This window comes from Microbacterium sp. 77mftsu3.1, from assembly GCF_900100525.1.
GTDB classification, from domain to species: domain Bacteria; phylum Actinomycetota; class Actinomycetes; order Actinomycetales; family Microbacteriaceae; genus Microbacterium; species Microbacterium aquilitoris.
The window spans coordinates 81,724-105,498 of record NZ_FNCR01000004.1; the positions used below are offsets into that span (position 1 = coordinate 81,724).

Here is a 23,775-nt window from a genome sequence, read left to right on the forward strand (position 1 = left end):
TCAGAACCGGAACGTAGACTCGATGGGTGGCATCCGACTCCTTCGTTCACCTGCACGTCCACAGCGAATACTCGATGCTCGACGGGGCCGCGAAGATCGGCGCGATGACGCAGGCGGCAGCCGATTACGGGATGCCGGCCATCGCCGTCACCGACCACGGCAACACGTTCGCGGCCTTCGAGTTCTACCGAGCCGCCCAGGCCGCCGGTGTCAAGCCGATCGTCGGCCTCGAGGCCTACGTCACCCCCGGCACGCACCGCAGCGACAAGTCGCGCGTGGCGTGGGGATCGCCCGACCAGAAGAGCGACGACGTCTCCGGTTCGGGCGCCTACACCCACATGACGATGTGGAGCCAGAGCACGGAGGGCATGCACAACCTCTTCCGACTCAGCTCGTTGTCGAGCATCGAGGGCTACTACTTCAAGCCCCGCATGGACCGCGAGCTCCTACAGACCTACGGCAAGGGCCTCATCGCGACGACCGGGTGCCCCTCCGGCGAGGTGCAGACCCGCCTGCGGCTCGGCCAGTACGAGGCCGCCCGCGCGGCCGCGGCCGAGTTCCAGGACATCTTCGGCAAGGAGAACTACTTCGCCGAGATCATGGACCACGGCCTCTCGATCGAGCGCCGGGTGATGACCGACCTCATCCGACTGTCGAAGGATCTCGACATCCCGCTCGTCGCGACGAACGACTCGCACTACACGCACCAGCACGAGGCCGACGCGCACGAGGCGCTGCTGTGCGTCCAGTCCGGCTCGACCCTCGACGACCCGAACCGCTTCAAATTCGACGGCGACGGCTACTACATCAAGACGGCGCAGGAGATGCGTCAGCTCTTCCGTGACCACCCCGAGGCGTGCGACAACACCCTGCTGATCGCCGAGCGGTGCGAGGTGGAGTTCAACACCTCCGCCAACTACATGCCGCGCTTCCCCGTGCCCGAGGGGGAGACCGAGGACAGCTGGCTCATCAAGGAGGTCGAAGCGGGCCTGCACTACCGCTACCCGGGCGGCATCCCCGATCGCGTCCGCAAGCAGGCCGAGTACGAGACCGGGATCATCCTCCAGATGGGGTTCCCGGGGTACTTCCTCGTCGTCGCCGACTTCATCAACTGGGCCAAGGACAACGGCATCCGGGTCGGTCCCGGCCGCGGTTCCGGCGCAGGTTCGATGGTCGCGTACGCGATGCGCATCACCGACCTCGACCCGCTCGAGCACGGCCTCATCTTCGAGCGCTTCCTGAACCCCGACCGCGTCTCGATGCCCGACTTCGACGTCGACTTCGACGACCGGCGCCGCGGCGAGGTCATCGACTACGTGACCGAGAAGTACGGGTCCGAGCGCGTCGCGCAGATCGTCACCTACGGCACGATCAAATCGAAGCAGGCGTTGAAGGATGCCGGTCGTGTCCTCGGCTTCCCGTTCTCGATGGGCGAGCGCCTCACGAAGGCCATGCCGCCGCCCGTCATGGGCAAGGACATGGAGCTCGGCGGCATGTTCGACGCCAAGCACCCGCGCTACAAGGAAGCCAGCGAGTTCCGCTCCCTCGTCGACACTGACCCCGACGCCAAGACGGTCTTCGACCGCGCGCTCGGACTCGAGGGCCTGAAGCGTCAGTGGGGCGTGCACGCGGCCGGCGTCATCATGTCGAGCGAACCGCTGATCGACATCATCCCTATCATGCGCCGCGAGCAGGACGGCCAGATCGTCACGCAGTTCGACTACCCGTCGTGCGAGACGCTCGGGCTCATCAAGATGGACTTCCTGGGGCTGCGAAACCTCACGATCATCTCGGACGCGCTCGACAACATCCGGACGAACCGAGGCGAGGAGCTCGACCTCGAACACCTCGAACTCGAGGACCGTGCCGCGTACGACCTCCTGAGCCGTGGTGACACGCTGGGCGTGTTCCAGCTCGACGGCGGGCCGATGCGGTCGCTCCTGCGCCTCATGAAGCCCGACAACTTCGAGGACATCTCGGCCGTCATCGCGCTGTACCGACCCGGGCCCATGGGTGCGAACTCGCACACCAACTACGCGCTCCGCAAGAACGGCGTCCAGCCGATCACCCCGATCCACCCCGAGCTCGAAGAACCGCTGCGGGACATCCTCGACACGACCTACGGCCTGATCATCTATCAGGAGCAGGTCATGGCCATCGCGCAGAAGGTGGCCGGGTTCTCCCTCGGTCAGGCCGACATCCTCCGCCGGGCGATGGGCAAGAAGAAGAAGTCCGAGCTCGACAAGCAGTACGAGGGCTTCTCGGGCGGTATGAAGGAGCGCGGCTTCGGCGAAGCGGCGATCAAGTCCCTGTGGGACATCCTCCTGCCGTTCTCGGACTACGCGTTCAACAAAGCCCACTCCGCCGCGTACGGCCTCGTCTCCTACTGGACGGCCTACCTGAAGGCGCACTATCCCGCCGAGTACATGGCCGCCCTCCTCACGAGCGTCGGCGACTCGAAGGACAAGATGGCGGTCTACCTCAACGAGTGCCGCCGCATGGGCATCCGGGTGCTGCCGCCCGACGTGGGGGAGTCCATCCGGTTCTTCGCCGCCGTCGGCGAGGACATCCGTTTCGGCCTCGGCGCCGTCCGCAACGTCGGCACGAACGTCGTCGACGGGATCGTGTCGGCCCGCTCGGACGGTCCGTACGCGAGCTTCCACGACTTCCTCGGCAAGGTCCCGGTCCACGTCGCCAACAAGCGCACCGTCGAATCGCTCATCAAGGCCGGCGCCTTCGACTCGCTCGGATCGACCCGGCGTGCCCTCATGGAGATCCACGAGGATGCGGTCGAACAGGCCGTCCTCGACAAGCGCCGCGAAGCGAACGGCGAGGTCGGCTTCGACTTCGACAGCCTGTGGGGCGACGACGAGCCGCAGCAGGTCGCGCGCGTGCCGGAGCGGCCCGAATGGACGAAGAAGGACAAGCTCGCCTTCGAGCGCGAGATGCTCGGTCTCTACGTCTCGGATCACCCGCTCGCGGGTCTCGAGATCCCGCTCGCCAAGCACGCGTCGACCTCGATCCACGACCTGCTGGTGTCGGAGGACATCTCCGACGGCGACACGGTGACCATCGCCGGGCTCGTCACGAGCGTCCAGCACCGCGTCGCCAAGCAGAGCGGCAACCCGTACGGCATGATCACCGTCGAGGATTTCGACGGTGAGGTGACCGTCATGTTCATGGGCAAGACGTACACGGAGTTCCAGTCGATGCTCGTGGCGGACTCGATCCTCGTCGTCCGAGGTCGCGTCTCGCAGCGCGACGACGGCCGCAACCTCCACGGTCAATCGGCGTTCGTCCCCGATCTCGGATCGGTGGATGCCGCGGGCCCGCTCGTCCTGCTGCTGCCCGAACACCGCGCGACCGAGACGACGATCGGACAGCTCGCCGCCGTCCTCGACCGCCATCCCGGCGACACCGAGGTGACCCTCAAGTTGCACCGCGGCGGTGTCGCGAAGGTGTTCGAGGTCCCGGCCCAGGTCGGGGTGACGGTCGACCTGTACGGCGAGTTGAAGGGCTTGCTCGGGCCGCAGTGCCTCGGCTGATTCGCTGAGACGACGCGGGTAGGATCGCAGGCGGCGCTGATCAGCGCTGTTCGGAAGGAGCATCGTGACCGACCAGAAGACGAACCCCGAATCGCCGGACGACGCCGGGAGCCCCGTCGAAGACCTCGACGTCACGGTGGTCCGCGCGCCCGAGGCCGCGCCGCACGAGACGTCCACTCTCGACATGGAGACCCAGGCCTACGACTTCTCCACGGATGCCGCGGATGCCCCCGGTTCCCCCGCGGAGGCCGTGCCCGCATCGGTCGATCACGACGCCGCCGATACGGCCGCTGACGTCGAGCCGCAGGTCGCGCCCGTCGAGCCGCAGCCGTCTCCGGACGAGCCGGCGACGGTCGAAGCCTCGGAAGGCCACATCCCGCCGCAGTACGGCATCGGCCCGTTCTCGCTCCGCGAGATCTCGTTGCTCGGTGTGTGGGTGCTCGCCTTCCTGTTCTCGTTCTTCCCCCTCTATGCCGACAACCAGTACACGAGCCTCCTCGGCGGAACGAGCGTCTGGACCTCGGGAATCGACTGGGTCCTCGCCATCGGCGCGCCCACGGTCGCGGTGTTCCTGATCACGCTCCGCCGGTTCTCGCCCGACGGCATCCGTCGGGTCGGATCCCTGGGGATCGACCAGTTCGCCTCCGTCGCCTTCGCCGTTTCGGCGGTCGTGTGGTTGAGCTGGTTGTGGACGAACATCGCGCGCGGCGTCGCGGTCGGCGTGTGGCTCAGCAGCTGGGTCGTCTGGGTCGAGGTGCTTCTGATGGCTGCGGGCGTCGTGCTGACCGTCCTCGCTCCGTTCATCCCGCCGTTCCACGAGGACTTCCTGCACCGTGCCGAGACCTTGTCGCACCGCGTCGCCCGTCGCGCGCGCCCGGTCGTGGCGCGGCCGATCTCGGACGCGCGGTACACGATGGCGGCGCCGTCGGTCGATCCCGACCCGGCCCCGTACGGAGACCCCATCGACGACGACGAGCCGGCTCCGGCTGCGGCTTCCGCCCAGCAGGCGTTCTGGGCGTTGGCTCCTGTCGAGCGCGACGTCGTCGACGAGAGCGGCGCGCCGGTCTTCCGCATCGGCCCGACGGCCTGGGCGCTCGTGATCGAGGACCGTGGCGATTCCTTCGTGGTCCGCCACGAGGACGGCCGCATCGGTTACCTCATGGACGTCTCCGGCGTCACCCGGGGCTGACCCGCCGTTACCCTGGAGGGATGCTCCGCACGATCGACCTCCGGGGTCGCGCCGTCACACCGGCCGACCTGCTCGCCGCCGTTCCCCGAGCCACCGCAGCGCGGGATGAGGCATTGGCCACGGCTGCCGCCGTCGTCGCAGATGTGGCGGAGAGGGGCGAGGTCTCGCTCCGCGAGCAGGCGGCACGGTTCGACGGCGTCAGCGATCACGCCATCCGCGTTCCCGCCGCGCACCTCGACGAGGCGCTCGCCTCCCTCGATCCATCCATCCGGGGCGCGCTCGAGAACGCGATCTCACGGGTCCGCCTCGCGTCGGCCGCTCAGGTGCCCTCGCCGGTGGTGACCGATATCGGTCCGGGCGCGCGGGTGGAGCAGTACTGGCGTCCCGTGCGCCGTGCGGGTGTCTATGTCCCCGGTGGCAAGGCGGTGTACCCGTCGAGCGTCGTCATGAACGTCGTCCCGGCGCAGGTGGCGGGCGTCGCCGAGGTGGCGCTGGCCTCGCCCCCGCAGCGCGACCACGGCGGACGGGTGCACCCCGTCATCCTGGCTGCGGCCAAGCTCCTCGGCATCACCGAGGTCTATGCCATGGGCGGCGCGGGCGCCGTCGCGGCGTACGCGCACGGAGTGGCCGAGCTGGACCTCGCACCCGTCGATGTCATCTCGGGTCCCGGCAACAACTTCGTCGCGCTCGCCAAGCGGGTCGTCGCGGGCATGGTCGGCACGGACTCCGAGGCAGGCGCCACCGAGATCCTCATCGTCGCCGACGACTCCGCCGACGCGCGTCTCGTCGCCGCCGACCTCGTCAGCCAGGCCGAGCACGACGAGCAGGCCGCAGCGGTCCTCGTCACGGATGCGGCCGGCCTCGCCGAAGCCGTCGTCGAAGAGGTCGAGCGCCGCGCAGCGGCGACTCACCACGCCGAGCGGGTCGCCCAAGCCCTCGCCGGCGTGCAGTCCGCCGTGGTCCTCGTCGACGACCTCGCGACGGCGACCGCCTTCAGCAACGCGTACGCGCCCGAGCACCTCGAGCTGCACCTGCGCGATCCTCGTCCGGAGGACTTCGTCAACGCGGGTGCCGTCTTCGTCGGCTCGTGGACCCCCGTGAGCCTCGGGGACTACCTCGCGGGCAGCAATCACGTGCTCCCCACGGGCGGTCAGGCCAGGTACGCGTCCGGGCTGTCGGCATCCACCTTCCTGCGTCCTCAGCAGGTCATCACGTACGACCGCGACGCATTGCGGGCCGTCCACGACGACATCGTGACCCTCGCGACGGCCGAGGTGCTCCCCGCCCACGGCGAGGCCGTCACGGCGCGCTTCGACGCGTAGGCTGGATGCCGCCATGCACTGCCCGTTCTGTCGTCACTCCGACTCCCGCGTCATCGACTCCCGCACGAGCGACGACGGACTCAGCATCCGTCGTCGTCGCCAGTGCCCCGAGTGCGGGGGCCGGTTCTCGACGATCGAGACCGCGAGCCTGAACGTGATCAAGCGCTCCGGCGTGATCGAGTCGTTCAGCCGCGAGAAGGTCATGTCCGGCGTCCGCAAGGCGTGCCAGGGTCGCCCGGTCACCGAAGCGGATCTCGCCATGCTCGCTCAGGCCGTCGAGGAGGCGGTGCGTCAGACGGGCGTCTCGCAGATCGACACGAACGAGATCGGGCTCGCGATCCTCGGCCCCCTGCGCGAACTCGACGAGATCGCGTACCTCCGGTTCGCGAGTGTGTACCAGGCGTTCGAGACGCTCGATGACTTCGACGCCGCGATCGCTCTGCTGCGCGCGGACCAGGCACAGCGCGTTCCGCGACAGGACGCCTGAGCGCTCACCTCTAGGCTGGGAGCCGATGTACCGACTCCTCTTCGACCTCGTCCTCCGTCGCCTCGATCCCGAGACCGCCCACCATCTCGGGATGGTTGTCATCCGCGTCGCCGCCGTGCCGCCCTTCTCGGCTGTGGCCCGGGCGCTGACCCGTCCGGCCCCGGAGCTTCGGACCGAGGCGCTCGGTCTCGTCTTCGACTCGCCGTTCGGGATCGCCGCCGGCTTCGACAAGAACGCCATCGGCGCCCTCGGCTTGCATGCCCTCGGGTTCGGTCACATCGAGGTCGGTACCGTGACGGCGATCCCGCAGGATGGCAATCCCCGCCCGCGCCTGTTCCGCCTGCCGGCGGACCGCGCCCTCATCAACCGGATGGGGTTCAACAACGAGGGCGCCGCCGTCGTCGCGCAGCGGCTCGCTCGTATGCGCCGTCGCCGACGGCGACCGGTCCTGGGTGCCAACATCGGCAAGTCCCGCGTCGTCGACGTCGCGGACGCGACAGCGGACTACGTCGCCAGCACCCGCCTGGTCGCCCCGGTCGCGGACTACCTCGTCGTCAACGTGTCGTCGCCGAACACGCCCGGGCTCCGCGGCCTGCAGGCGGTCGAGACGCTGCGGCCATTGCTGACGGCGGTGAAGGATGCCGCAGGAGACACGCCCCTGCTCGTCAAGATCGCTCCCGACCTCTCCGACGACGAGATCGACGGGATCTCGAGGATGGCGGTGGACGCCGGCCTCGCCGGGATCGTCGCGACCAACACGACGATCGCTCGTTCCGGGCTGACGACGGATGCTGCCCGCGTCGACGCGATGGGGGCGGGCGGCCTCTCCGGCGCACCGTTGCGCGAGCGTTCGCTCGAGGTTCTCCGTCGCGTCCGAGCCGCGGTCCCGGCCGAGTTCTGCGTCATCGCCGCCGGGGGAGTGGAGTCGGCCGACGACGTCCGCGAGCGTCTCGCAGCCGGTGCCGACCTCGTTCAGGGCTACAGCGCGTTCGTATACCGCGGACCCCTGTGGGCAAGGCAGCTGAACCGGGGCCTCGCGCGCTGACAGGCGGCATCCCATCTGAAGGACGAAGGGCCCGCACGATCGTGTGCGGGCCCTTCGTCGTCGGAGATCAGTGCGGGTATTCGCCGCGCTTGACCTGCGGCTTGGGGAGGCGCATGAAGCGCATCTGGACGGAGCGCATCGCGGCGTACCAGCCGAGACCCTTCTCGCGGCGGTCACCCCATTTCGCGGCGGCGAGCTTCTTCACCTTGCGGGAGAGGATGGCCATGTCCGCGACCACGAAAAGCAGATAAGCCCAGAGCCCCACGTACGCGTAGAACACGATCGCGGTGTTCGGAACGAGCGCGAAGAGGATCACGATCACCAGGAGCGGCATGATGAGCTCGCCGAAGTGCCAGCCGGCGTCCGTGTAATCGCGGGCGAACCGGCGCTGGGGACCGCGGTCGCGGGGCGTCAGGTATCGCTCGTCGCCGTTGGCCATGCCGACGCGGGCCTTCTCGCGCTGGGCAGCGAGCTCAGCCTTCGCGCGGGCGCGGGCCTCCTTGGTGTTGGCGACGAGGGGCCGCTTCCGCGCCGCTTCCTGCTCGGCGCGCGTCGGCGTCGGGCGGTTCTTCCCCGCGCCCGTGGGGGCGTCGGGGGCGGTGTCGGCAGGGGGAGGTGTCTGTGCCACGGGGCGCTTCCTCGGAATCGGCGGAAAAGGCGTGCCACATAAGATTACCCGCATGACTTCCGACACCTCTCGGTCCGCCGCGGTGCGGGAGGCGGCCCTCACCCAGGTCCCCGCCGCCCTCGCCGATCTCGGCTCCCTCGTCCGCATCCCGTCCGTCGCCTTCCCGGGGTTCGACCGCGCCGAGGTGCAGCGAAGCGCCGACGCGGTGAAGGCCCTCGTCGACGACCTCGGCATCTTCGAACGCGTCGAGGTCAAGACGGCCGTCATCCCCGAAACGGGGGAGGAGGGGATGCCCGCCGTCCTCGCCACCCGTGCACCCCGCAACGGCCGGCCGACGATCCTGCTGTACGCGCACCACGACGTTCAGCCCGTCGGCGACGAGTCCCTGTGGGAGTCCCCGCCCTTCGAGCCGACGCTCCGCGACGGCCGGATCTACGGGCGTGGCGCAGCCGATGACAAAGCGGGCATCATGGCCCACATCGGCGCTCTCCGGGCGATGAAGGAGGCGCTCGGCGACGACTTCGACCTCGGCGTGAACCTCTTCTTCGAGGGCGAGGAGGAGGCGGGCTCCGCATCGTTCGCGCCGTTCCTGAGCGACAACGCCGACGCCCTTCGCGCTGATGTCATCGTCGTCGCAGACTCGGGGAACTGGGACTCCGAGACCCCCGCTCTGACGGTCTCGCTCCGCGGCAACGCACGGTTCACCCTCGACATCGAGACGCTCGATCACGCATCCCACTCCGGGATGTTCGGCGGAGCGGTGCCCGACGCCATGATGGCAGCCGTCACGCTGCTGGCCACGCTGTGGGATGAGGACGGCGCAGTGGCCGTCGACGGTCTCGCGATCCGGGATGCCGCGACCCCGCCCTACACCGAGGAGACCCTCCGCAGCGAGGCGGGGCTTCCCGACGGTGTGTCGCCGATCGGACGCGACGCGATCCTGAGCCGCATCTGGAACAAGCCCTCGATCACGATCACCGGCATCGACGCTCCGAGTGTCCGCAACGCGTCGAACACGCTGTCGCCGAAGGTGACGGTCGTCATCAGCACGCGCGTCGCGCCCGGCCAGCCCGCCGCCGAGGCCTTCGCCGCCGTCGAGGCGCACCTGCACGCCCACGCGCCGTTCGGTGCACGCCTCACGTTCCGCGACGTCGACTTCGGCAACCCGTTCCTCGTCGACACGTCCGGCCCTGCCGTCGAGAAGGCGCGTTCCGCCCTCGAGAGCGGCTACGGACGCACGCCCGTCGACATCGGCGTGGGCGGATCGATTCCCTTCATCGCCGACCTCGTACGCGAGTTCCCGGGCGCGGAGATCCTCGTGACCGGGGTGGAGGATCCTCATGCGCGGGCTCACAGCCCGAACGAATCCCTGCACGTGGACACGTTCCGACACGCGCTGGTGTCCGAGGCGCTCCTGCTCGAGTCCCTCGACGCATCCGAGTGAACCCGCCTGCCGATACTCGCGCCGCCGGGCCAGAGCCCGAGAGGCGACGTAGAATCGTGTCAGCACGCCGCCCCCGTTCCTCAAGAGCACTGGCGGCCCGACCATGGGGAGAGTCATGACCGACATCGCCACGCAGTCCACCGAGACCGTTCCCGCCCACGGCGTCGCCCTCACCGAGGCTGCGGCCGACAAGGTGAAGAGCCTTCTGTCGCAGGAGAACCGTGATGACCTCCGGCTCCGCGTCGCCGTTCAGCCCGGCGGATGCTCGGGTCTGATCTACCAGCTCTACTTCGACGAGCGTTACCTCGACGGAGACAAGACCGTCGACTTCGACGGTGTCGAGGTGATCGTCGACGACATGTCGGTGCCCTACCTCGACGGCGCGAAGATCGATTTCAAGGACACGATCTCGGAGCAGGGCTTCACGATCGACAACCCGAATGCTGCGGGCAGCTGCGCCTGCGGCGACAGCTTCCACTGATCCATCCCCGGGCACCTCAACCGGTTCCGGCATCCTGAGCGGATGGCCGGAATCCCGTAAGAGGTTGCCCTAGACTGGCATGAGTCTGACCTTCATGTCCCCGAAAGGTGCACCGTGCGCGTCAACCGCCGACTCCGTTGGGTAGCCCTCCCGCTCACGATCGCCTCCGCGGTCGCGCTTGCGGGATGCAGCCCCACGACAGCGAACGGCTTCCTCCCCGGCTTCGATGAGGGGGGCGGGCAGGCGACGAACCACACGTCGATGATCGCCGGCCTCTGGACCACGTCGTGGATCGTCGTCCTCGCCGTCGGTGTGATCACCTGGGCCCTCATGGGCTGGGCTGCGATCGCGTACCGGCGTCGCAAGGGGCAGTCGGGCCTGCCGGTCCAGCTCCGCTACAACATGCCGATCGAGATGTTCTTCACGATCGCCCCCGTCATCCTCGTGCTCGGCTTCTTCGCCTTCACGGCGCGCGACCAGGCGATCCTCGAGACCCAGTACGAGAAGCCGGATGTCTGCATCACGGCCATCGGCAAGCAGTGGGCGTGGGACTTCCAGTACAACGGCGACAACTGCGACGACCCCCAGGACCCGGTGTGGACCATCGGTGTGCAGGCGCAGACCGACGCACAGGGCAACATCACCAACGAGGTCCCCGAGCTCGTCCTGCCCGTCAACAAGGAAGTGACGCTGCAGCTCGAGTCGCGCGACGTCATCCACTCGTTCTGGATCGTGGACTTCCTTTACAAGAAGGACATGTATCCCGGTCGTGAGAACTACTGGTCCTTCACGCCCACCAAGGAAGGCACGTTCGTCGGCAAGTGCGCCGAGCTCTGCGGCCAGTACCACTCGATGATGCTCTTCAACGTGAAGGTCGTCTCGGATTCGGAGTACCAGAGCTACATCGCGTCGCTCAAGGCCAAGGGGCAGACCGGCGACATCGACGACGCACTGGATCGGCAACAGAACGCGCCCGGCACCGGCGCGCCCGCCGCTGAGGGAGAGCACAACAACTGATGGCCACCATCGCACCCCCCGCACCCACGCTTCCCCCTCGCCAGGCCGCGCTGCTCACCAGCTCGCGCGTCGAACACAAGGGCAACATCGTCGTGAAGTGGATCACGTCCACGGATCACAAGACCATCGGGTACATGTACCTGATCGCCTCCGTGCTGTTCTTCATGCTCGGTGGCGTCATGGCCCTGATCATCCGTGCCGAGCTTTTCGAGCCCGGCATGCAGGTCGTGCCGACCAAGGAGCAGTACAACCAGCTGTTCACGATGCACGGCACGATCATGCTGCTGATGTTCGCGACGCCGCTGTTCGCGGGCTTCGCCAACGCACTCCTCCCGCTGCAGATCGGTGCTCCGGACGTCGCGTTCCCGCGTCTGAACGCCTTCGCGTTCTGGCTGTTCACCTTCGGTTCCACTATCGCCGTCGCAGGCTTCCTCACCCCTCAGGGTGCGGCCGCGTTCGGATGGTTCGCCTACCAGCCCTTGGCGAGTGAGAGCTTCAGTCCCGGCGCCGGTGGCGACCTCTGGATGCTGGGTCTCGGCATGAGTGGTTTCGGCACGATCCTCGGTGGTGTGAACTTCATCACGACGATCATGACCATGCGCGCTCCGGGTATGACGATGTGGCGCATGCCGATCTTCAGCTGGAACACCCTGGTCACCAGCATCCTGATCCTGATGGCCTTCCCGGTCCTCGCAGCGGCGATCTTCGCCGCTGCGGCCGACCGCATCCTCGGTGCCCACATCTACGACCCGGCCAACGGTGGCGTCCTGCTCTGGCAGCACCTCTTCTGGTTCTTCGGTCACCCCGAGGTGTACATCATCGCGCTGCCGTTCTTCGGCATCGTGTCCGAGATCTTCCCGGTGTTCAGCCGCAAGCCGATCTTCGGATACAAGACGCTGGTCTACGCCACGATCGCCATCGCGGCTCTGTCCGTCTCCGTGTGGGCGCACCACATGTACGTGACCGGCGCGGTGCTGCTGCCGTTCTTCGCTCTCATGACGATGCTCATCGCCGTTCCAACGGGTGTGAAGATCTTCAACTGGATCGGCACGATGTGGCGAGGGTCGATCACCTTCGAGACGCCGATGGTCTTCGCGCTCGGATTCCTCGTGTCGTTCGTGTTCGGTGGTCTGACGGGCATCATCCTGTCGTCGCCGCCGCTCGACTTCCACGTCTCCGACTCGTACTTCGTCGTGGCCCACTTCCACTACGTCGTCTTCGGCACCGTCGTCTTCGCGATGTTCGCCGGCTTCTACTTCTGGTGGCCCAAGTGGACCGGAAAGATGCTGAACGAGCGCCTCGGCCTCGTGCACTTCTGGCTGCTGTTCATCGGCTTCCACATGACGTTCCTCATCCAGCACTGGCTGGGTGCGGACGGCATGCCCCGCCGGTATGCGGACTACGCGAGCCAGGACGGCTGGACGTGGCAGAACCAGGTGTCGACCGTCGGCTCGATGATCCTCGCGGCATCGATGGTTCCGTTCCTGCTCAACGTCTGGATCACGGCCCGCAAGGCGCCGCGTGTGACCGTCAACGACCCGTGGGGCTACGGCGGGTCGCTCGAGTGGGCGACCAGCTGCCCGCCGCCGCGCCACAACTTCACGTCGATCCCGCGCATCCGCAGCGAGCGGCCCGCCTTCGACCTGAACCACCCCGAGGCCGGGATCCCGGTGGGTGTCGGTCCTGCGAAGGATGCACCCGACGCGCCCGTGGTCGATCTGACGAATGGTGAGGTCAAGTAAGTGAAGACCAACGTCAACCTGTGGTGGGTGCTCTCCGCCTTCTTCGCGCTCGTCGCTGTGGTCTACGTGGGCTGGAACATTCTTGCCCACCCGCAGCTGCCGGTTTTCAACCGGATCGAATGGGTCGGTTCTGTCGGCCTCGTCTTCGTGACGATGATGGCCGCCATGATCGCCTTCTACTCCAGCCGCGTCGAGAAGGCCCAGGGCGGAACCCTCCCCGAGGACTCCCTGACGGCCGACATCGATGACGGCGACCCCGAGATGGGCGAGTTCTCGCCCTGGTCGTGGTGGCCGCTGGTGCTCGCCGGCTCCGCGGCGATCGCCTTCATCGGCCTTGCCGTCGGCGAGTTCATGATCCCGATCGGTGTCGGCATCTTCGTCGTCGCCATCGTCGGCTGGGTCTACGAGTACTACCGGGGCTACTTCGCCCGCTGAGCCGCGCATACACAACGCCGTCCGCCACCACCGTGGCGGACGGCGTTGTTCTTGGCATCTGAGGGCCCCGACTGGGCGCGCCGGCAGCCGAGTCGCACACCCATAGCGACGAGCTCGAGAGGCCAGCAACGCAGATCCCCCCCGCTATGCTGGTCGCGTGTCGGTCATCGATGATGCTCTTGGATCCCACCGCTTCGGAAGATGCAGCGGGTGACCGCGAGCAGGATGCCCCGCTGCGCTCCGGGGCCGCGGACACGGCTCCCCCTGCATCCCCACGTGCCTATCCTCATCCGAACCAGGGCCAGGCTCAGGTGGGGCACATGACGCCGACGCGCACACCCTGGCGCCCCGGGCGAGGCCACCGTGGGCACTGATCGCCATAGCTTTCGGACGCGGGCCCACGCGCCGGTCTCAGGCGGGTGTCACCGCGGCGGGCGTACGGGCATCACCAGGGGGTCGAAACGTCGGGGGAGCGGCCCTTCGAGGCCCTCGACGGGCAGCCCCTCTCGCGCCCAGTACTCGAACCCGCCGATCATCTCCCGCACCGCGTAGCCGAGTCGTGCGAACTCGACAGCACCGCGGGCTCCGCCGTTGCATCCCGGGCTCCAGCAGTAGACGACCACCGGGATGTGCTGCGCGATCTCGCTTGCGGCGCGCGACGCGATCTGACCGTGGGGGATGTGGATCGCTCCCGAGGCGTGACCCTGATCCCAGGCATCGGTGTCGCGCACATCGACGAGCACGAAAGCATCGCCCGCGCGCTGCGAAGCATAGACGTCGCTCGGATCGGTCTCGACGTGGAGTCTCGTCTCGAAGTAGGAGAGGACGGATGCGGGGGAGGGGATCATGTGATCGACGCTACGGGCACACGAAAGCGGCGGGGTCCGACCATTCGGTCAGACCCCGCCGCTTTTCTGCCAGACGAGCTCAATCGTTCGAGCGGTCGTCCTTCTTGGCGGGTGCATCGTCAACCACGATGATGTTCGACGGGCGGTTGGCCGTCTCAGGGTTGTGGCCGTCGTCGATCGGGCGCAGGGGTGCGTCCGGAGCTCCGGCGCGCTCGTGGGCGCCACGGATCTCCTCCTGCTCCTCGTGCTCGATGTGCTCGAGCGCGTGGTGCTGGTGGGCGATCGCGGCATCCACCTCAGCCTGCGTGACGGGGGAGAGGCGATCCTCGAAGAACCACCGCGACAGCGATGCGCGGACGTTCTGGTGCCACGCGATGCGACCGTTGTCGTTGGGCCGGACCACGAGGGGCTCGTGGATCTCGAAGTCGATGAGCTTGACGCGCTCGTAAGCGTCGACAGGCTGGTGGACCTCGATGTACTCGCCACCGGGGAGGCGCACGATGCGACCGGATTCGTAGCCGTGCAACGCGATCTCGCGGTCCTTCTTCTGTAGAGCGATCGCGATGCGCTTCGTCACGAAGTACCCGACGATCGGCCCGATGAACAGGAGCGCCTGGAGCGAGTGGATCACTCCCTCCATCGTGAGATGGAAGTGCGTCGCGATGATGTCCGAGGAAGCGGCGGCCCAGAGCACGGCGTAGAAGATCACGCCGGCCACACCGATCGCGGTGCGCGTCGGTGCGTGACGGGGACGCTGGGCGATGTGGTGCTCGCGCTTGTCGCCGGTGACCCACGCCTCGATGAACGGGTAGATCGCGACGAGGACGATGAACAGGCCGAGGACGGCGACCGGCAGCAGGATGCCGAAGGACCAGGTGCGGTCGAACAGGACGACGTCCAGGTTGGACGGGGCCAGGCGGAGCGCACCATCGGCGAACCCGATGTACCAGTCCGGCTGGGTTCCCGCAGACACGGGCGACGGGTCGTAAGGACCGTAGTTCCAGATCGGGTTGATGGTGAACATCGAGGCGATCAGCACGAGCACACCGAACGTGATGAACAGGAAGCCGCCCATCTTCGACATGTAGATCGGCACCATCGGGTAGCCCACGACGTTGTCGTTCGTGCGGCCGGGGCCGGCGAACTGCGTGTGCTTGTTGATGATCATCAGCATCAGGTGCGCCGCGATGAGCGCGATGAGGATGAGCGGAAGCAACAGGATGTGCAGCGTGTACAGACGGTTCACGATCGCCGTACCCGGGAACTCGCCTCCGAAGAGGAGATACGAGGTCCACGTGCCGATCAGGGGGAGGCCCTTGATCATTCCGTCGATGATGCGGAGACCGTTGCCCGAGAGCAGGTCGTCGGGGAGCGAGTACCCGGTGAATCCGAGCGCCATCGCCAGGATGAACAGCACGAAGCCGATCACCCAGTTCAGCTCGCGCGGCTTGCGGAACGCACCCGTGAAGAAGACACGCAGCATGTGCACGCCGATGGCGGCGATGAACAGCAGGGCTGCCCAGTGGTGCAGCTGACGGACGAGCAGGCCGCCGCGGAGGTCGAACGAGATGTTCAGCGTGGACTCGAGGGCCGCCGACATCTCGATGCCGCGCAAGGGTGCGTACGCGCCGTTGTAGTGCGTGGGAGCCATCGACGCTTCGAAGAAGAACGTCAGGAACGACCCCGACAGGAAGACGACGACGAAGCTCCACAGCGCGATCTCGCCGAGCATGAACGACCAGTGGTCGGGGAAGATCTTGCGCCCGATCTCCTTGACGAGGCCCGAGATGCTCGTTCGCTCGTCGAGGTAGTTCGCGGTGGCGCCGATGAAGCGGCCGCCGAGGGGCTTGTCAGCCGGTCGGGCCACCGTGGTGGCCGGTGCGGATTCAGTCGCGGTGCTCAATGACGCTCCCAGAAGCTTGGCCCGACGGGCTCTTCGAAGTCGCTCTTAGCGATCAGGTAACCGTCTGCGTCCACCGTGATGGGCAGCTGGGGGAGCGGTCGGGCGGCCGGGCCGAAGATGACCTCGGCGCCGCGGGACACGTCGAACTGCGACTGGTGGCACGGGCAGAGAAGGTGGTGGGTCTGCTGCTCGTAGAGTGCCACGGGGCATCCGACGTGGGTGCAGACCTTCGAGTACGCCACGATCCCGTCGTAGGACCAGTCGAGGCGGTTGTACTCGGCGGGCAGCTGCTCGGGGAGCAGCCGCATGAGCAGGACGATCGCCTTGGCCTTCTCTTCGAGGTAGCCGTCGAGGTGGTCGACATCCTTGAGCGATTCGGGCATCACGTGGACGGCGGAGCCGAGGGCGATGTCCGCAGCGCGGATGGGGAGGCCGGAGGGGTCGTGTGCGAGGCGCTCACCCTCCTTCCACATGGTGTGCTTAAGAAGCGCGACCGGGTCGCCGGCGAGCGGCTTCTCTTCGGAGGAGTGCGGAGCAAGCCCACGGAAGAGCGTCACGCCGGGGACGATGGACGCGACGACAGCGGCGATGAGTCCGCCGCGGATCGCGGTTCGGCGTCCGAACCCGGACTCCTCGTTCGCCTCGCGGAAGACGTCGACCGCTGCTTCGCGGGTCGACTCCTTGCCGCGGGTCGAGTGACGAGCCTCGATGTGCTCCTTGTCGGGCATGATCGCCTTCGACCAGTGGATCGCAGCGATGCCGATGGTCAACAGAGCGAACCCGATGCCGAGACCGATGAAGAGGTTGTTGCTCCGGATGTCACCGAAGTCGCCGCTCTCGATCGGGAACAGCATGTACGCGGCCACGGCCCACAGGCTGGCGGCGAGAGAGATGTAGAACAGCGTGTAGACGGTACGGACCGCACGGTTCATCGCCGCCGGGTCCTTATCGGTCATCCGCTCACGGTGGGGCGGCAGACCGGGGTTCTGCACGGGGTCGGCGACCGCGACGACGAGCCCCGACGAAGGCTGAGGAGCCTTCTCGAGCGCCTGCGGCTCTTCCTCGTGTGACATTGTGCTCCTCGCCTTGAAATTCTTTACGTCAGTGGTGGGTCAGTTGGACTTCGCGGTGATCCACACCGAGATGCCGATGAGAGTGCCGATGCCGAAGATCCAGATGAAGAGACCCTCGGACACGGGACCCAGCGACCCGAGCGTGAACCCGCCTACGGGCTCGCTCTTCTGCAGGTACATGAGGGACGAGATGATGTCGCGCTTCTCGTCCGGCGTGATGGTCATGTTGTTGAAGACCGGCATGTTCTGCGGCCCGGTCACCATCGCGGCGTAGATGTGCAGTGGGCTGGTCTTGGTAAGCGCGGGGGCGTACTTGCCCTCGGTCAGCGCGCCACCAGCCGCGGCGACGTTGTGGCACATCGCGCAGTTGATGCGGAAGAGCTCGGCGCCCTCCGTCAGGTTGCCACCGCCGTCGAGGATCTTCTCGTCGGGGTAGGTCGGTCCGGGGGCGACGGACTGCACCCAGGCCGCCATCGCCTTGATCTGGTCCTCGGTGAACTGCGGCGCCTTCTGGGGAGCCTGCGGTCCCTGAGCCTGGAGCGGCATGCGGCCCGTCGAGACCTGGAACTCGACCGACAGCTCGCCGACTCCGTACAGGGAGGGGCCGTCAGCGGTGCCCTCGAGGTCGAGACCGTGGCACGTCGCGCAGTTCGCCTGGAACAGCTTCTTGCCGTCTTCGACGGTGAGCGCGGATGCCGTGTCGGTGGACGTGGTCGACGCCATGGCAGCGGATGCGCCGGCGTAGATGCCACCCGTGAGCAGCAGGCCGACGCCGATGAGAGCGGCTGCCGCCCACTTGCTGCGACGGCCCGTGTGCCGACGCGGGGTCTTGGATGCCATTGAGGAACTCAGCTCCGCTCTGTATTACCGGATGAAGTAGATGACGGCGAACAGGATGATCCACACGACGTCGACGAAGTGCCAGTAGTAGGACACGACGATCGCGGAGGTCATCTCCTTTCGACCGAAGTTCTTGACCGCGAATGCGCGCCCGATGATGAGCAGGAAGGCGATGAGGCCACCCGTCACGTGAAGAGCGTGGAAACCGGTCGTGATGTAGAAGGCCGACGCGTAGGAATCCTCGCTGATCGGCAGGCCCTCGGCGACCAGGGTGGCGTACTCCCACACCTGGCCCGAGACGAAGACGGCGCCCATGATGAACGTCAGGTAGAACCACTCGACCATTCCCCACTGGCGGAAGTTCCAGAAGGATCCGCGACGGTAGGGCTGGAAGCGCTCGGCGGCGAACACACCGGCCTGAGCGGTGAACGACGACAGCACAAGGATGAGCGTGTTCACCGCGGCGAACGGCACGTTCAGCAGCTCGGTGCGACTTGCCCACAGCTCCGGCGAGGTGTTGCGGATCGTGAAGTAGATGGCGAAGAGGCCGGCGAAGAACATGACCTCGCTGCCCAGCCACACGATCGTGCCGACAGCCACGGGGTCCGGTCGTTTCACCGAACGCAGTGCCTGGTTGTATGTCGCGGGAGTGGTCGTCACGCTCCCCATTATGGCCGATGTTGGGGGAGGGTTTCGCATTCCTGAAGGTACTTGTGTCTTTCCGCCGGGTCGGCGCCGTCGATGGGCCCGCCGGGAGTCGCCTGCCAGAGTGCTGAGTAGGATCGGGGGTCATGGCGGACATGTACTCCTGGCCCGAGATTCTCTCCACGGTGCTGGACGGCAAGAACCTCAGCGTGTCCGAATCGACCTGGGCGATGCGCCAGGTGATGAACGGTGACGCGACCTCTGCGCAGCTCGCCGGGTTCCTCGTCGCGCTGCGGGCCAAGGGCGAGACCGTCGACGAGATCGTGGGATTCCGCGACGCCATCCTCGAGGCTGCGGTGCCGCTCCCCGTGCCGGCAGACGTGCTCGACATCGTCGGCACGGGAGGCGATCGTTACGGGACCGTGAACGTCTCGACGACCGCCTCGGTCGTCGTGGCGGCCACCGGCATCCCGGTCGTGAAGCACGGCAACCGCGCGTCGAGTTCGAAGTCAGGGTCATCGGACGTGCTCGCCGCGCTCGGTGTCGATCTGACGCAGACTCCGGCGCGTGTCGCGGAGGTCCTCGACGAGGTCGGGATCACCTTCGCTTTCGCCTCCGCCTTCCACCCTGGCTTCCGGCACGCCGGACCGACGCGGGCGGAACTCGGCATCCCGACCGTCTTCAACTTCCTCGGGCCGCTGTGCAATCCGGCGCGCGCCGAAGCCAACGCCGTCGGGGTCGCTCACCTTGACCGGGTGCCGCTCATCACCGGTGTGTTCCAGACGCGCGGTGCGACGGCGCTCGTGTTCCGTGGCGACGACGGGATGGACGAACTCACCACGACAGGCCACAGCCGCGTCTGGGAGGTCAGCCGGGGAGACGTGCGAGAGCACGACCTCGATCCTCGGGACCTCGGCATTCCCCGGTCCGAGATCGCTGACCTGCTCGGCGGCGACGCCGAGCACAACGCGGCGATCGTGCGTCGCGTGCTCGACGGTGAATCCGGTCCGGTCCGCGACATCGTCCTGTTGAATGCCGCCGCCGGCATCGTGTCGTATCGGCTGTTCCAGGATGCCGCCGAGCTCCAGCGTCCGTTCGTCGAGCGACTCGCGAACGCCTATGCCGAAGCGGCAGCCGCCGTCGACGCGGGCGCCGCGCGGGCCAAGCTCGATGCGTGGGTCGCCGCGTCCGGACGCTGAGCGCGCACCGTGGACCCGATCGAAGCCCTCACGGAGATCGCGGAGCTCCTCGAGCGCGATCGCGCGTCCCGGTACAAGTCGAAGGCCTTCCGAGCAGCCGCAGACTCCCTCGCGCGTCTGAGCCCTGCTGAGTGGGCGGACGTCTCCCGCCTGCGCGCCCGGAAAGGCATCGGCGCCTCCACCTTCGCCGTGATCTCGGAGGCGCTTTCCGGGCGCGTGCCGACCTACCTTGCGGACCTGCGGGAACGAGTCGCGCCCACCGAGGTGTCGGCATTGCGTCCGCTCCTGCGGGGCGATCTGCACGCCCACTCGGAGTGGTCCGACGGGTTGACATCGATCGAATCGATGGTCGACGCCGCGCGTTCGCTCGGCCATGACTACCTCGCTCTGACCGACCATTCGCCGAGGCTCAGGGTGGCGCGCGGACTGTCTGCGGAGCGGCTCCGCGAGCAGCTCGCACTCATCCCTGATTTCTGCGACGAGACGTTCACCCTGCTGAGCGGGATCGAGGTCGACATCCTCGACGACGGCTCCCTCGACCAGGAGGACGATCTCCTCGAATCCCTCGACATCGTCGTCGCGTCCGCGCATTCCGCCCTGCGGATGGAGCAGGCGCCGATGACGCGCCGCCTGGTGGCTGCGGCATCCGATCCCCGCGTCGACGTGCTGGGCCATGTCACCGGCCGCCTCGTGTCGGGGGCGCGGGGGACCCGTCCGCCGTCGGTGTTCGATGCGAGAGCCGTCTTCGAAGCGTGCGCCGAACACGGCACCGCGCTCGAGATCAACTCCCGCCCGGATCGGGAGGATCCGCCGGACGATCTGCTCGCCCTCGCGATCGAGATCGGATGCCTCTTCTCGATCGACTCGGACGCGCACGCCCCGGGGCAGCTGTCGTTGCTGGACCATGGCGCGGCGCGCGCGGAGCGCGCCGGTGTGCCCGCTGACCGCGTCATCACCACGTGGCCGCTCGAGCGACTCCGTGAATGGGCGTCGACGAGCTGAGAGGTCAGGCCCGGGCGGTGAGCGCTGCCCGTGCGCGGGTCGCCGAGGATCCGAGTGACCAGGTGCCCGCCAACTGCGCCACCGCCTCCTCGTCCGGCGCGGTGATGCGGGCATCCACGGGCGGTAGATCGAGCGTCCGCACGACCTCGACCACGCGCGGCGCGACGTCGAGGTAGTCGGAGGCAGCGAGGATCTTCGCCCTGACGCCCGCGCTCATCCCTTCGCCGGCCTCGGCAGCGCTCCGGATGCCGGTGAGATCGCCGTGCGCGGCCAGCAGCGTCGCCGCAGTCTTCTCGCCGATGCCGGCGACACCCGGGAGTCCGTCGGACGCGTCGCCTCGCATCGCGGCGAAGTCGGCGTACTGCGATGGGAGGACGCCGTATTTCGTGACGACGACGGCGTCGGTGAGTACTTCGAGCTTGCTCATCCCGCGGCCCGTGTAGATGACGCGGACGCCACGGTCGTCGTCGACGAGCTGGAACAGGTCGCGGTCGCCGGTCACCACGTCGACGGGGATGGTGTTCGTCGACGCGAGCGTCCCGATGACGTCATCGGCCTCGTGGTCCGGAGCGCCGATGATCGGGATGCCGAGTGTGCCGAGCGCTTCACGGATCACCGGGACCTGGCTCTCGAGAGGGTCGGGGATATCCTCGACGTCGGGGGCCGACGCCACCGCCTCGGCGACGCGGTGCGTCTTGTAGGACGGGATGAGATCGACGCGCCACTGCGGCCGCCAATCGTCGTCCCAGCAGGCGACGAGGTGTGTCGGCTCATACGTGTCGACGAGCTTCGCGATCATGTCGAGGAAGCCGCGGACGGCGTTCACAGGACGACCGTCTGCCGCCTTCACCGTGTCGGGCACGCCGTAGAACGCGCGGAAGTAGAGGCTGGCGGAGTCGAGCAGCATGAGGCGGTCGGTCACGCGCTCATCCTCGCACTCAGCAGCCGGGACCGCTCGGGTCCTCGTCGCAGGTGCGTTCCACGAGTGCCGTGTCCACCTCGACGACGCGGATGACGGTGGTCGGCGTGTTGAGCTCCAGGAGTCCGGCGATCGGGAACCAGCCGCCGCCGGCATCCGCTTCCGCCGCGTAGCGGATCGTCACGCTCGCCTCGTACTCCCCGGCTGCGCCGTAGCTGTGGCTGGTGTCCGTCGCGGTGAACTGTGGGACGTCGAGATCGTCCCACGACGTTCCCGGTGAGGTCGTCTCGCGCGTGCTCCCGTCGCCGTAGTCGAAGGCGTACGAGACGGGCGTGAAGCGGACGGTCACGGGGACGTCGAAGATCCGGCCGGTGACGGTGTGCTCGGCGGCGTCGACGACGAAGTTCGTGGGCATCCCGACCACCCCCACACCGTCCGGTTCGCCGATGACCCGCGGCGGCTGGGGCGCGAACTGCGCGACGTCCTCGATCGTCGCGGTGGTCGGGTCGGGCGCCGCCGGCGCGGGAGCCGGGTCGGCGGGCTGCTGGTCGGCCTGTTCGGTTCCCAGGAGCGGTGCTCCGCCCGGGGCCACGACCGCGTCCGCGCACGCCTGGTCGAATGCGCACTGCGCGAGCCACTCGTCGCGGGTTCGTGCGCCGGGGTAGTAGGCGTCGGGGTCCGGGGGCGGGGGAGGGACGTTCACCGAGCCGCCGCCGCCTCCGCCTCCGCCGCGGTTCGAGCCGCGATCTGGGACGGCGGGTGCTGAAGCGGATTCGCGCGTCGCGCCGATCGAGACGGAGGAGCCGTTGTTCGAAGGGTCACAGGTCGTCACCCATCCTCCGGCACTGCAGTCACTCGACGAGCCGGGTGACGCCTGCGCGACGGGGCTCAGAAATAATGTGATTGCGATGGCACTAGCTAGCACGAGGGTTCCCCGTCGCGTCCGTCGAGCGAGACGATCTTGAAAGCTCTAGTCCGAATGTCCGACTCGAGTGTGATCAAGACACTCTGAACATCGGGACGGCTGTCGCTGACGATGGACTTTCCTGACGGGTTCACTACATCGATTTCGGAAACATCGAGGCAGCCGCCCAACTTCGCCCGCCCATCCTCTGGCATCCACTCGAGCGGTTCAAGCTTGGTGATGCGCGCCTGACCCTCCACTGTCATTTTCTCGGCGTGGTACTCGCTCAGTGTTTTCCGCTCGTTCTCAACGGCACTGCCGGCCATCACCGAGAACACCGGCTCGAACGTTGCCGGGTCCGACAGATCTACCTCGTTGAGTGCATCTACATACTCCCGGTACGTTTTCTCGGCGGCGGCGAACGCCTCCTCCTTCGATGCGAACCCTGTCGGCGTGGGGGAGGGTTTCGGGGCGGCAGCCGGTGCGCAGGCCGCGAGGGCGGTGACGAGCGCGACCGTGGCGAGCAGCACTGCGGAACGTCGAGCGATCATGCGGTCCACGGTAATGAAAGCGGGCCGCCGGGCGAGCGATTCTCCACAGCGCGTAGGCTCGCTGACGTCATTCGCGGATATGGGGAGGGACCATGTCGTTCGGGGCTGCGGCATCCGCTCGTCGGCGACGTCGGGTCGCGCTCGACGCACCATGTCCTTGCGGTCGGCGCCCGTTCGGGTCGTGCTGCGGACCCGTTCTCGACGGTCATGCCGCCGTGACGCCCGAAGACCTGATGCGTTCGAGGTACACCGCCTTCGCGCTCGGCGATGCGCGCCACCTGCTTGACACGTGGTTCCCTGGGACCAGGCCCGACGACCTCTCGCTCGATGACGCGGTCACCTGGACGCGGCTCGACATCCTCAGCGCGAACACGTCGGAGGACGGTCGCTCCGGCAGGGTGCGCTTCCGCGCCCACTGGGTCGACGGTGACGCAGGCGATCCCCACGTCATGGAGGAGGACAGCCGCTTCGTGCGGCGCTCGGGCGTCTGGTATTACGTCAGCGCTGTCTGATACCCTGGAGCGTCGCACGCGTGGCACCTGTGCCGCGCCCGCGC

General features: G+C 67.6%; 22 protein-coding genes. 13 read left to right on the top strand and 9 right to left on the bottom strand.

Annotation, left to right across the window (positions count from 1 at the left end; all coding sequences use genetic code 11):
* The first annotated feature begins 26 nt into the window (after positions 1-26).
* The 5 genes from dnaE to BLR68_RS11220 all read left to right on the top strand — a co-directional run bounded on the left by dnaE (position 27) and on the right by BLR68_RS11220 (position 7,588).
* Positions 27-3,545 carry a DNA polymerase III subunit alpha gene (gene dnaE / locus BLR68_RS11200; protein ID WP_018186469.1) on the top strand — a complete coding sequence of 1,173 codons (3,519 nt, stop codon included), beginning with the start codon at positions 27-29 and terminating at the stop codon, positions 3,543-3,545.
* 64 nt (positions 3,546-3,609) lie between these two features.
* Complete coding sequence (locus BLR68_RS11205) at positions 3,610-4,734, top strand: hypothetical protein (protein WP_018186470.1); 1,125 nt, start codon at positions 3,610-3,612, stop codon at positions 4,732-4,734.
* A 20-nt stretch (positions 4,735-4,754) separates the two neighbouring features.
* The gene (gene hisD, locus BLR68_RS11210; RefSeq protein ID WP_018186471.1) at positions 4,755-6,056 is read left to right on the top strand and encodes a histidinol dehydrogenase; all 1,302 of its coding nucleotides are present in this window, start codon (positions 4,755-4,757) and stop codon (positions 6,054-6,056) included.
* Positions 6,057-6,069: 13 nt separating this feature from the next.
* Positions 6,070-6,543, top strand: coding sequence for a transcriptional regulator NrdR (nrdR, locus tag BLR68_RS11215; RefSeq protein ID WP_018186472.1), 474 nt, complete (start codon positions 6,070-6,072; stop codon positions 6,541-6,543).
* Between the two features lie 25 nt (positions 6,544-6,568).
* The gene (locus BLR68_RS11220) at positions 6,569-7,588 is read left to right on the top strand and encodes a quinone-dependent dihydroorotate dehydrogenase (RefSeq protein ID WP_018186473.1); all 1,020 of its coding nucleotides are present in this window, start codon (positions 6,569-6,571) and stop codon (positions 7,586-7,588) included.
* 67 nt (positions 7,589-7,655) lie between these two features.
* Here BLR68_RS11220 and BLR68_RS11225 read toward each other — a convergent pair whose 3' ends face one another.
* Complete coding sequence (locus tag BLR68_RS11225) at positions 7,656-8,216, bottom strand: DUF3043 domain-containing protein (protein WP_018186474.1); 561 nt, start codon at positions 8,214-8,216, stop codon at positions 7,656-7,658.
* 52 nt (positions 8,217-8,268) lie between these two features.
* On the opposite strand from BLR68_RS11225, the gene BLR68_RS11230 reads away from it, so the two are divergent.
* The 5 genes from BLR68_RS11230 to BLR68_RS11250 all read left to right on the top strand — a co-directional run bounded on the left by BLR68_RS11230 (position 8,269) and on the right by BLR68_RS11250 (position 13,335).
* Positions 8,269-9,660 carry a dipeptidase gene (locus BLR68_RS11230; protein ID WP_018186475.1) on the top strand — a complete coding sequence of 464 codons (1,392 nt, stop codon included), beginning with the start codon at positions 8,269-8,271 and terminating at the stop codon, positions 9,658-9,660.
* Positions 9,661-9,775: 115 nt separating this feature from the next.
* The gene (gene erpA / locus BLR68_RS11235) at positions 9,776-10,141 is read left to right on the top strand and encodes an iron-sulfur cluster insertion protein ErpA (RefSeq protein WP_018186476.1); all 366 of its coding nucleotides are present in this window, start codon (positions 9,776-9,778) and stop codon (positions 10,139-10,141) included.
* Positions 10,142-10,255: 114 nt separating this feature from the next.
* On the top strand, positions 10,256-11,158 hold the full coding sequence (gene coxB, locus BLR68_RS11240) for an aa3-type cytochrome oxidase subunit II (RefSeq protein WP_018186477.1): 903 nt from the start codon (positions 10,256-10,258) through the stop codon (positions 11,156-11,158).
* The gene (ctaD, locus tag BLR68_RS11245; RefSeq protein WP_018186478.1) at positions 11,158-12,900 is read left to right on the top strand and encodes an aa3-type cytochrome oxidase subunit I; all 1,743 of its coding nucleotides are present in this window, start codon (positions 11,158-11,160) and stop codon (positions 12,898-12,900) included. The genes coxB and ctaD overlap by 1 nt, the downstream gene beginning before the upstream one ends.
* Positions 12,901-13,335 carry a cytochrome c oxidase subunit 4 gene (locus tag BLR68_RS11250; RefSeq protein ID WP_018186479.1) on the top strand — a complete coding sequence of 145 codons (435 nt, stop codon included), beginning with the start codon at positions 12,901-12,903 and terminating at the stop codon, positions 13,333-13,335.
* Positions 13,336-13,757: 422 nt separating this feature from the next.
* Here the strand turns inward: BLR68_RS11250 and BLR68_RS11255 are convergent, their stop codons facing one another.
* The 5 genes from BLR68_RS11255 to BLR68_RS11275 form a co-directional block, all read right to left on the bottom strand.
* Complete coding sequence (locus tag BLR68_RS11255; protein WP_018186480.1) at positions 13,758-14,183, bottom strand: rhodanese-like domain-containing protein; 426 nt, start codon at positions 14,181-14,183, stop codon at positions 13,758-13,760.
* A 79-nt stretch (positions 14,184-14,262) separates the two neighbouring features.
* The gene (locus BLR68_RS11260) at positions 14,263-16,086 is read right to left on the bottom strand and encodes a cytochrome bc1 complex cytochrome b subunit (RefSeq protein ID WP_040570549.1); all 1,824 of its coding nucleotides are present in this window, start codon (positions 16,084-16,086) and stop codon (positions 14,263-14,265) included.
* Positions 16,083-17,159, bottom strand: a complete 1,077-nt coding sequence (locus BLR68_RS11265; RefSeq protein WP_018186482.1) for a cytochrome bc1 complex Rieske iron-sulfur subunit — start codon at positions 17,157-17,159, stop codon at positions 16,083-16,085. The genes BLR68_RS11260 and BLR68_RS11265 overlap by 4 nt, the downstream gene beginning before the upstream one ends.
* A 39-nt stretch (positions 17,160-17,198) precedes the next feature.
* Positions 17,199-17,999 (bottom strand): cytochrome bc1 complex diheme cytochrome c subunit, encoded by an 801-nt coding sequence (locus BLR68_RS11270; RefSeq protein ID WP_018186483.1) that lies wholly within the window; start codon positions 17,997-17,999, stop codon positions 17,199-17,201.
* 24 nt (positions 18,000-18,023) lie between these two features.
* Complete coding sequence (locus BLR68_RS11275; RefSeq protein WP_018186484.1) at positions 18,024-18,668, bottom strand: aa3-type cytochrome oxidase subunit III; 645 nt, start codon at positions 18,666-18,668, stop codon at positions 18,024-18,026.
* 122 nt (positions 18,669-18,790) lie between these two features.
* On the opposite strand from BLR68_RS11275, the gene trpD reads away from it, so the two are divergent.
* Together trpD and BLR68_RS11285 are read left to right on the top strand one after the other, a co-directional pair.
* Complete coding sequence (gene trpD, locus BLR68_RS11280; RefSeq protein WP_018186485.1) at positions 18,791-19,843, top strand: anthranilate phosphoribosyltransferase; 1,053 nt, start codon at positions 18,791-18,793, stop codon at positions 19,841-19,843.
* A gap of 9 nt (positions 19,844-19,852) precedes the next feature.
* Positions 19,853-20,845, top strand: a complete 993-nt coding sequence (locus BLR68_RS11285; protein ID WP_018186486.1) for a PHP domain-containing protein — start codon at positions 19,853-19,855, stop codon at positions 20,843-20,845.
* Between the two features lie 4 nt (positions 20,846-20,849).
* On the opposite strand, the gene BLR68_RS11290 is transcribed toward BLR68_RS11285, so the two are convergent.
* The 3 genes from BLR68_RS11290 to BLR68_RS11300 all read right to left on the bottom strand — a co-directional run bounded on the left by BLR68_RS11290 (position 20,850) and on the right by BLR68_RS11300 (position 23,219).
* Positions 20,850-21,767: a 5'-3' exonuclease gene (locus tag BLR68_RS11290; RefSeq protein ID WP_018186487.1), complete on the bottom strand. Its 918-nt coding sequence runs from the start codon at positions 21,765-21,767 to the stop codon at positions 20,850-20,852.
* A 16-nt stretch (positions 21,768-21,783) separates the two neighbouring features.
* On the bottom strand, positions 21,784-22,596 hold the full coding sequence (locus tag BLR68_RS11295) for a hypothetical protein (protein ID WP_018186488.1): 813 nt from the start codon (positions 22,594-22,596) through the stop codon (positions 21,784-21,786).
* A gap of 86 nt (positions 22,597-22,682) precedes the next feature.
* Positions 22,683-23,219, bottom strand: coding sequence for a hypothetical protein (locus BLR68_RS11300; protein WP_176770686.1), 537 nt, complete (start codon positions 23,217-23,219; stop codon positions 22,683-22,685).
* Between the two features lie 215 nt (positions 23,220-23,434).
* Here BLR68_RS11300 and BLR68_RS11305 point away from each other — a divergent pair, with 215 nt between their 5' ends.
* Positions 23,435-23,731 (top strand): YchJ family protein, encoded by a 297-nt coding sequence (locus tag BLR68_RS11305; protein ID WP_018186490.1) that lies wholly within the window; start codon positions 23,435-23,437, stop codon positions 23,729-23,731.
* The last annotated feature ends 44 nt before the right edge of the window (positions 23,732-23,775 follow it).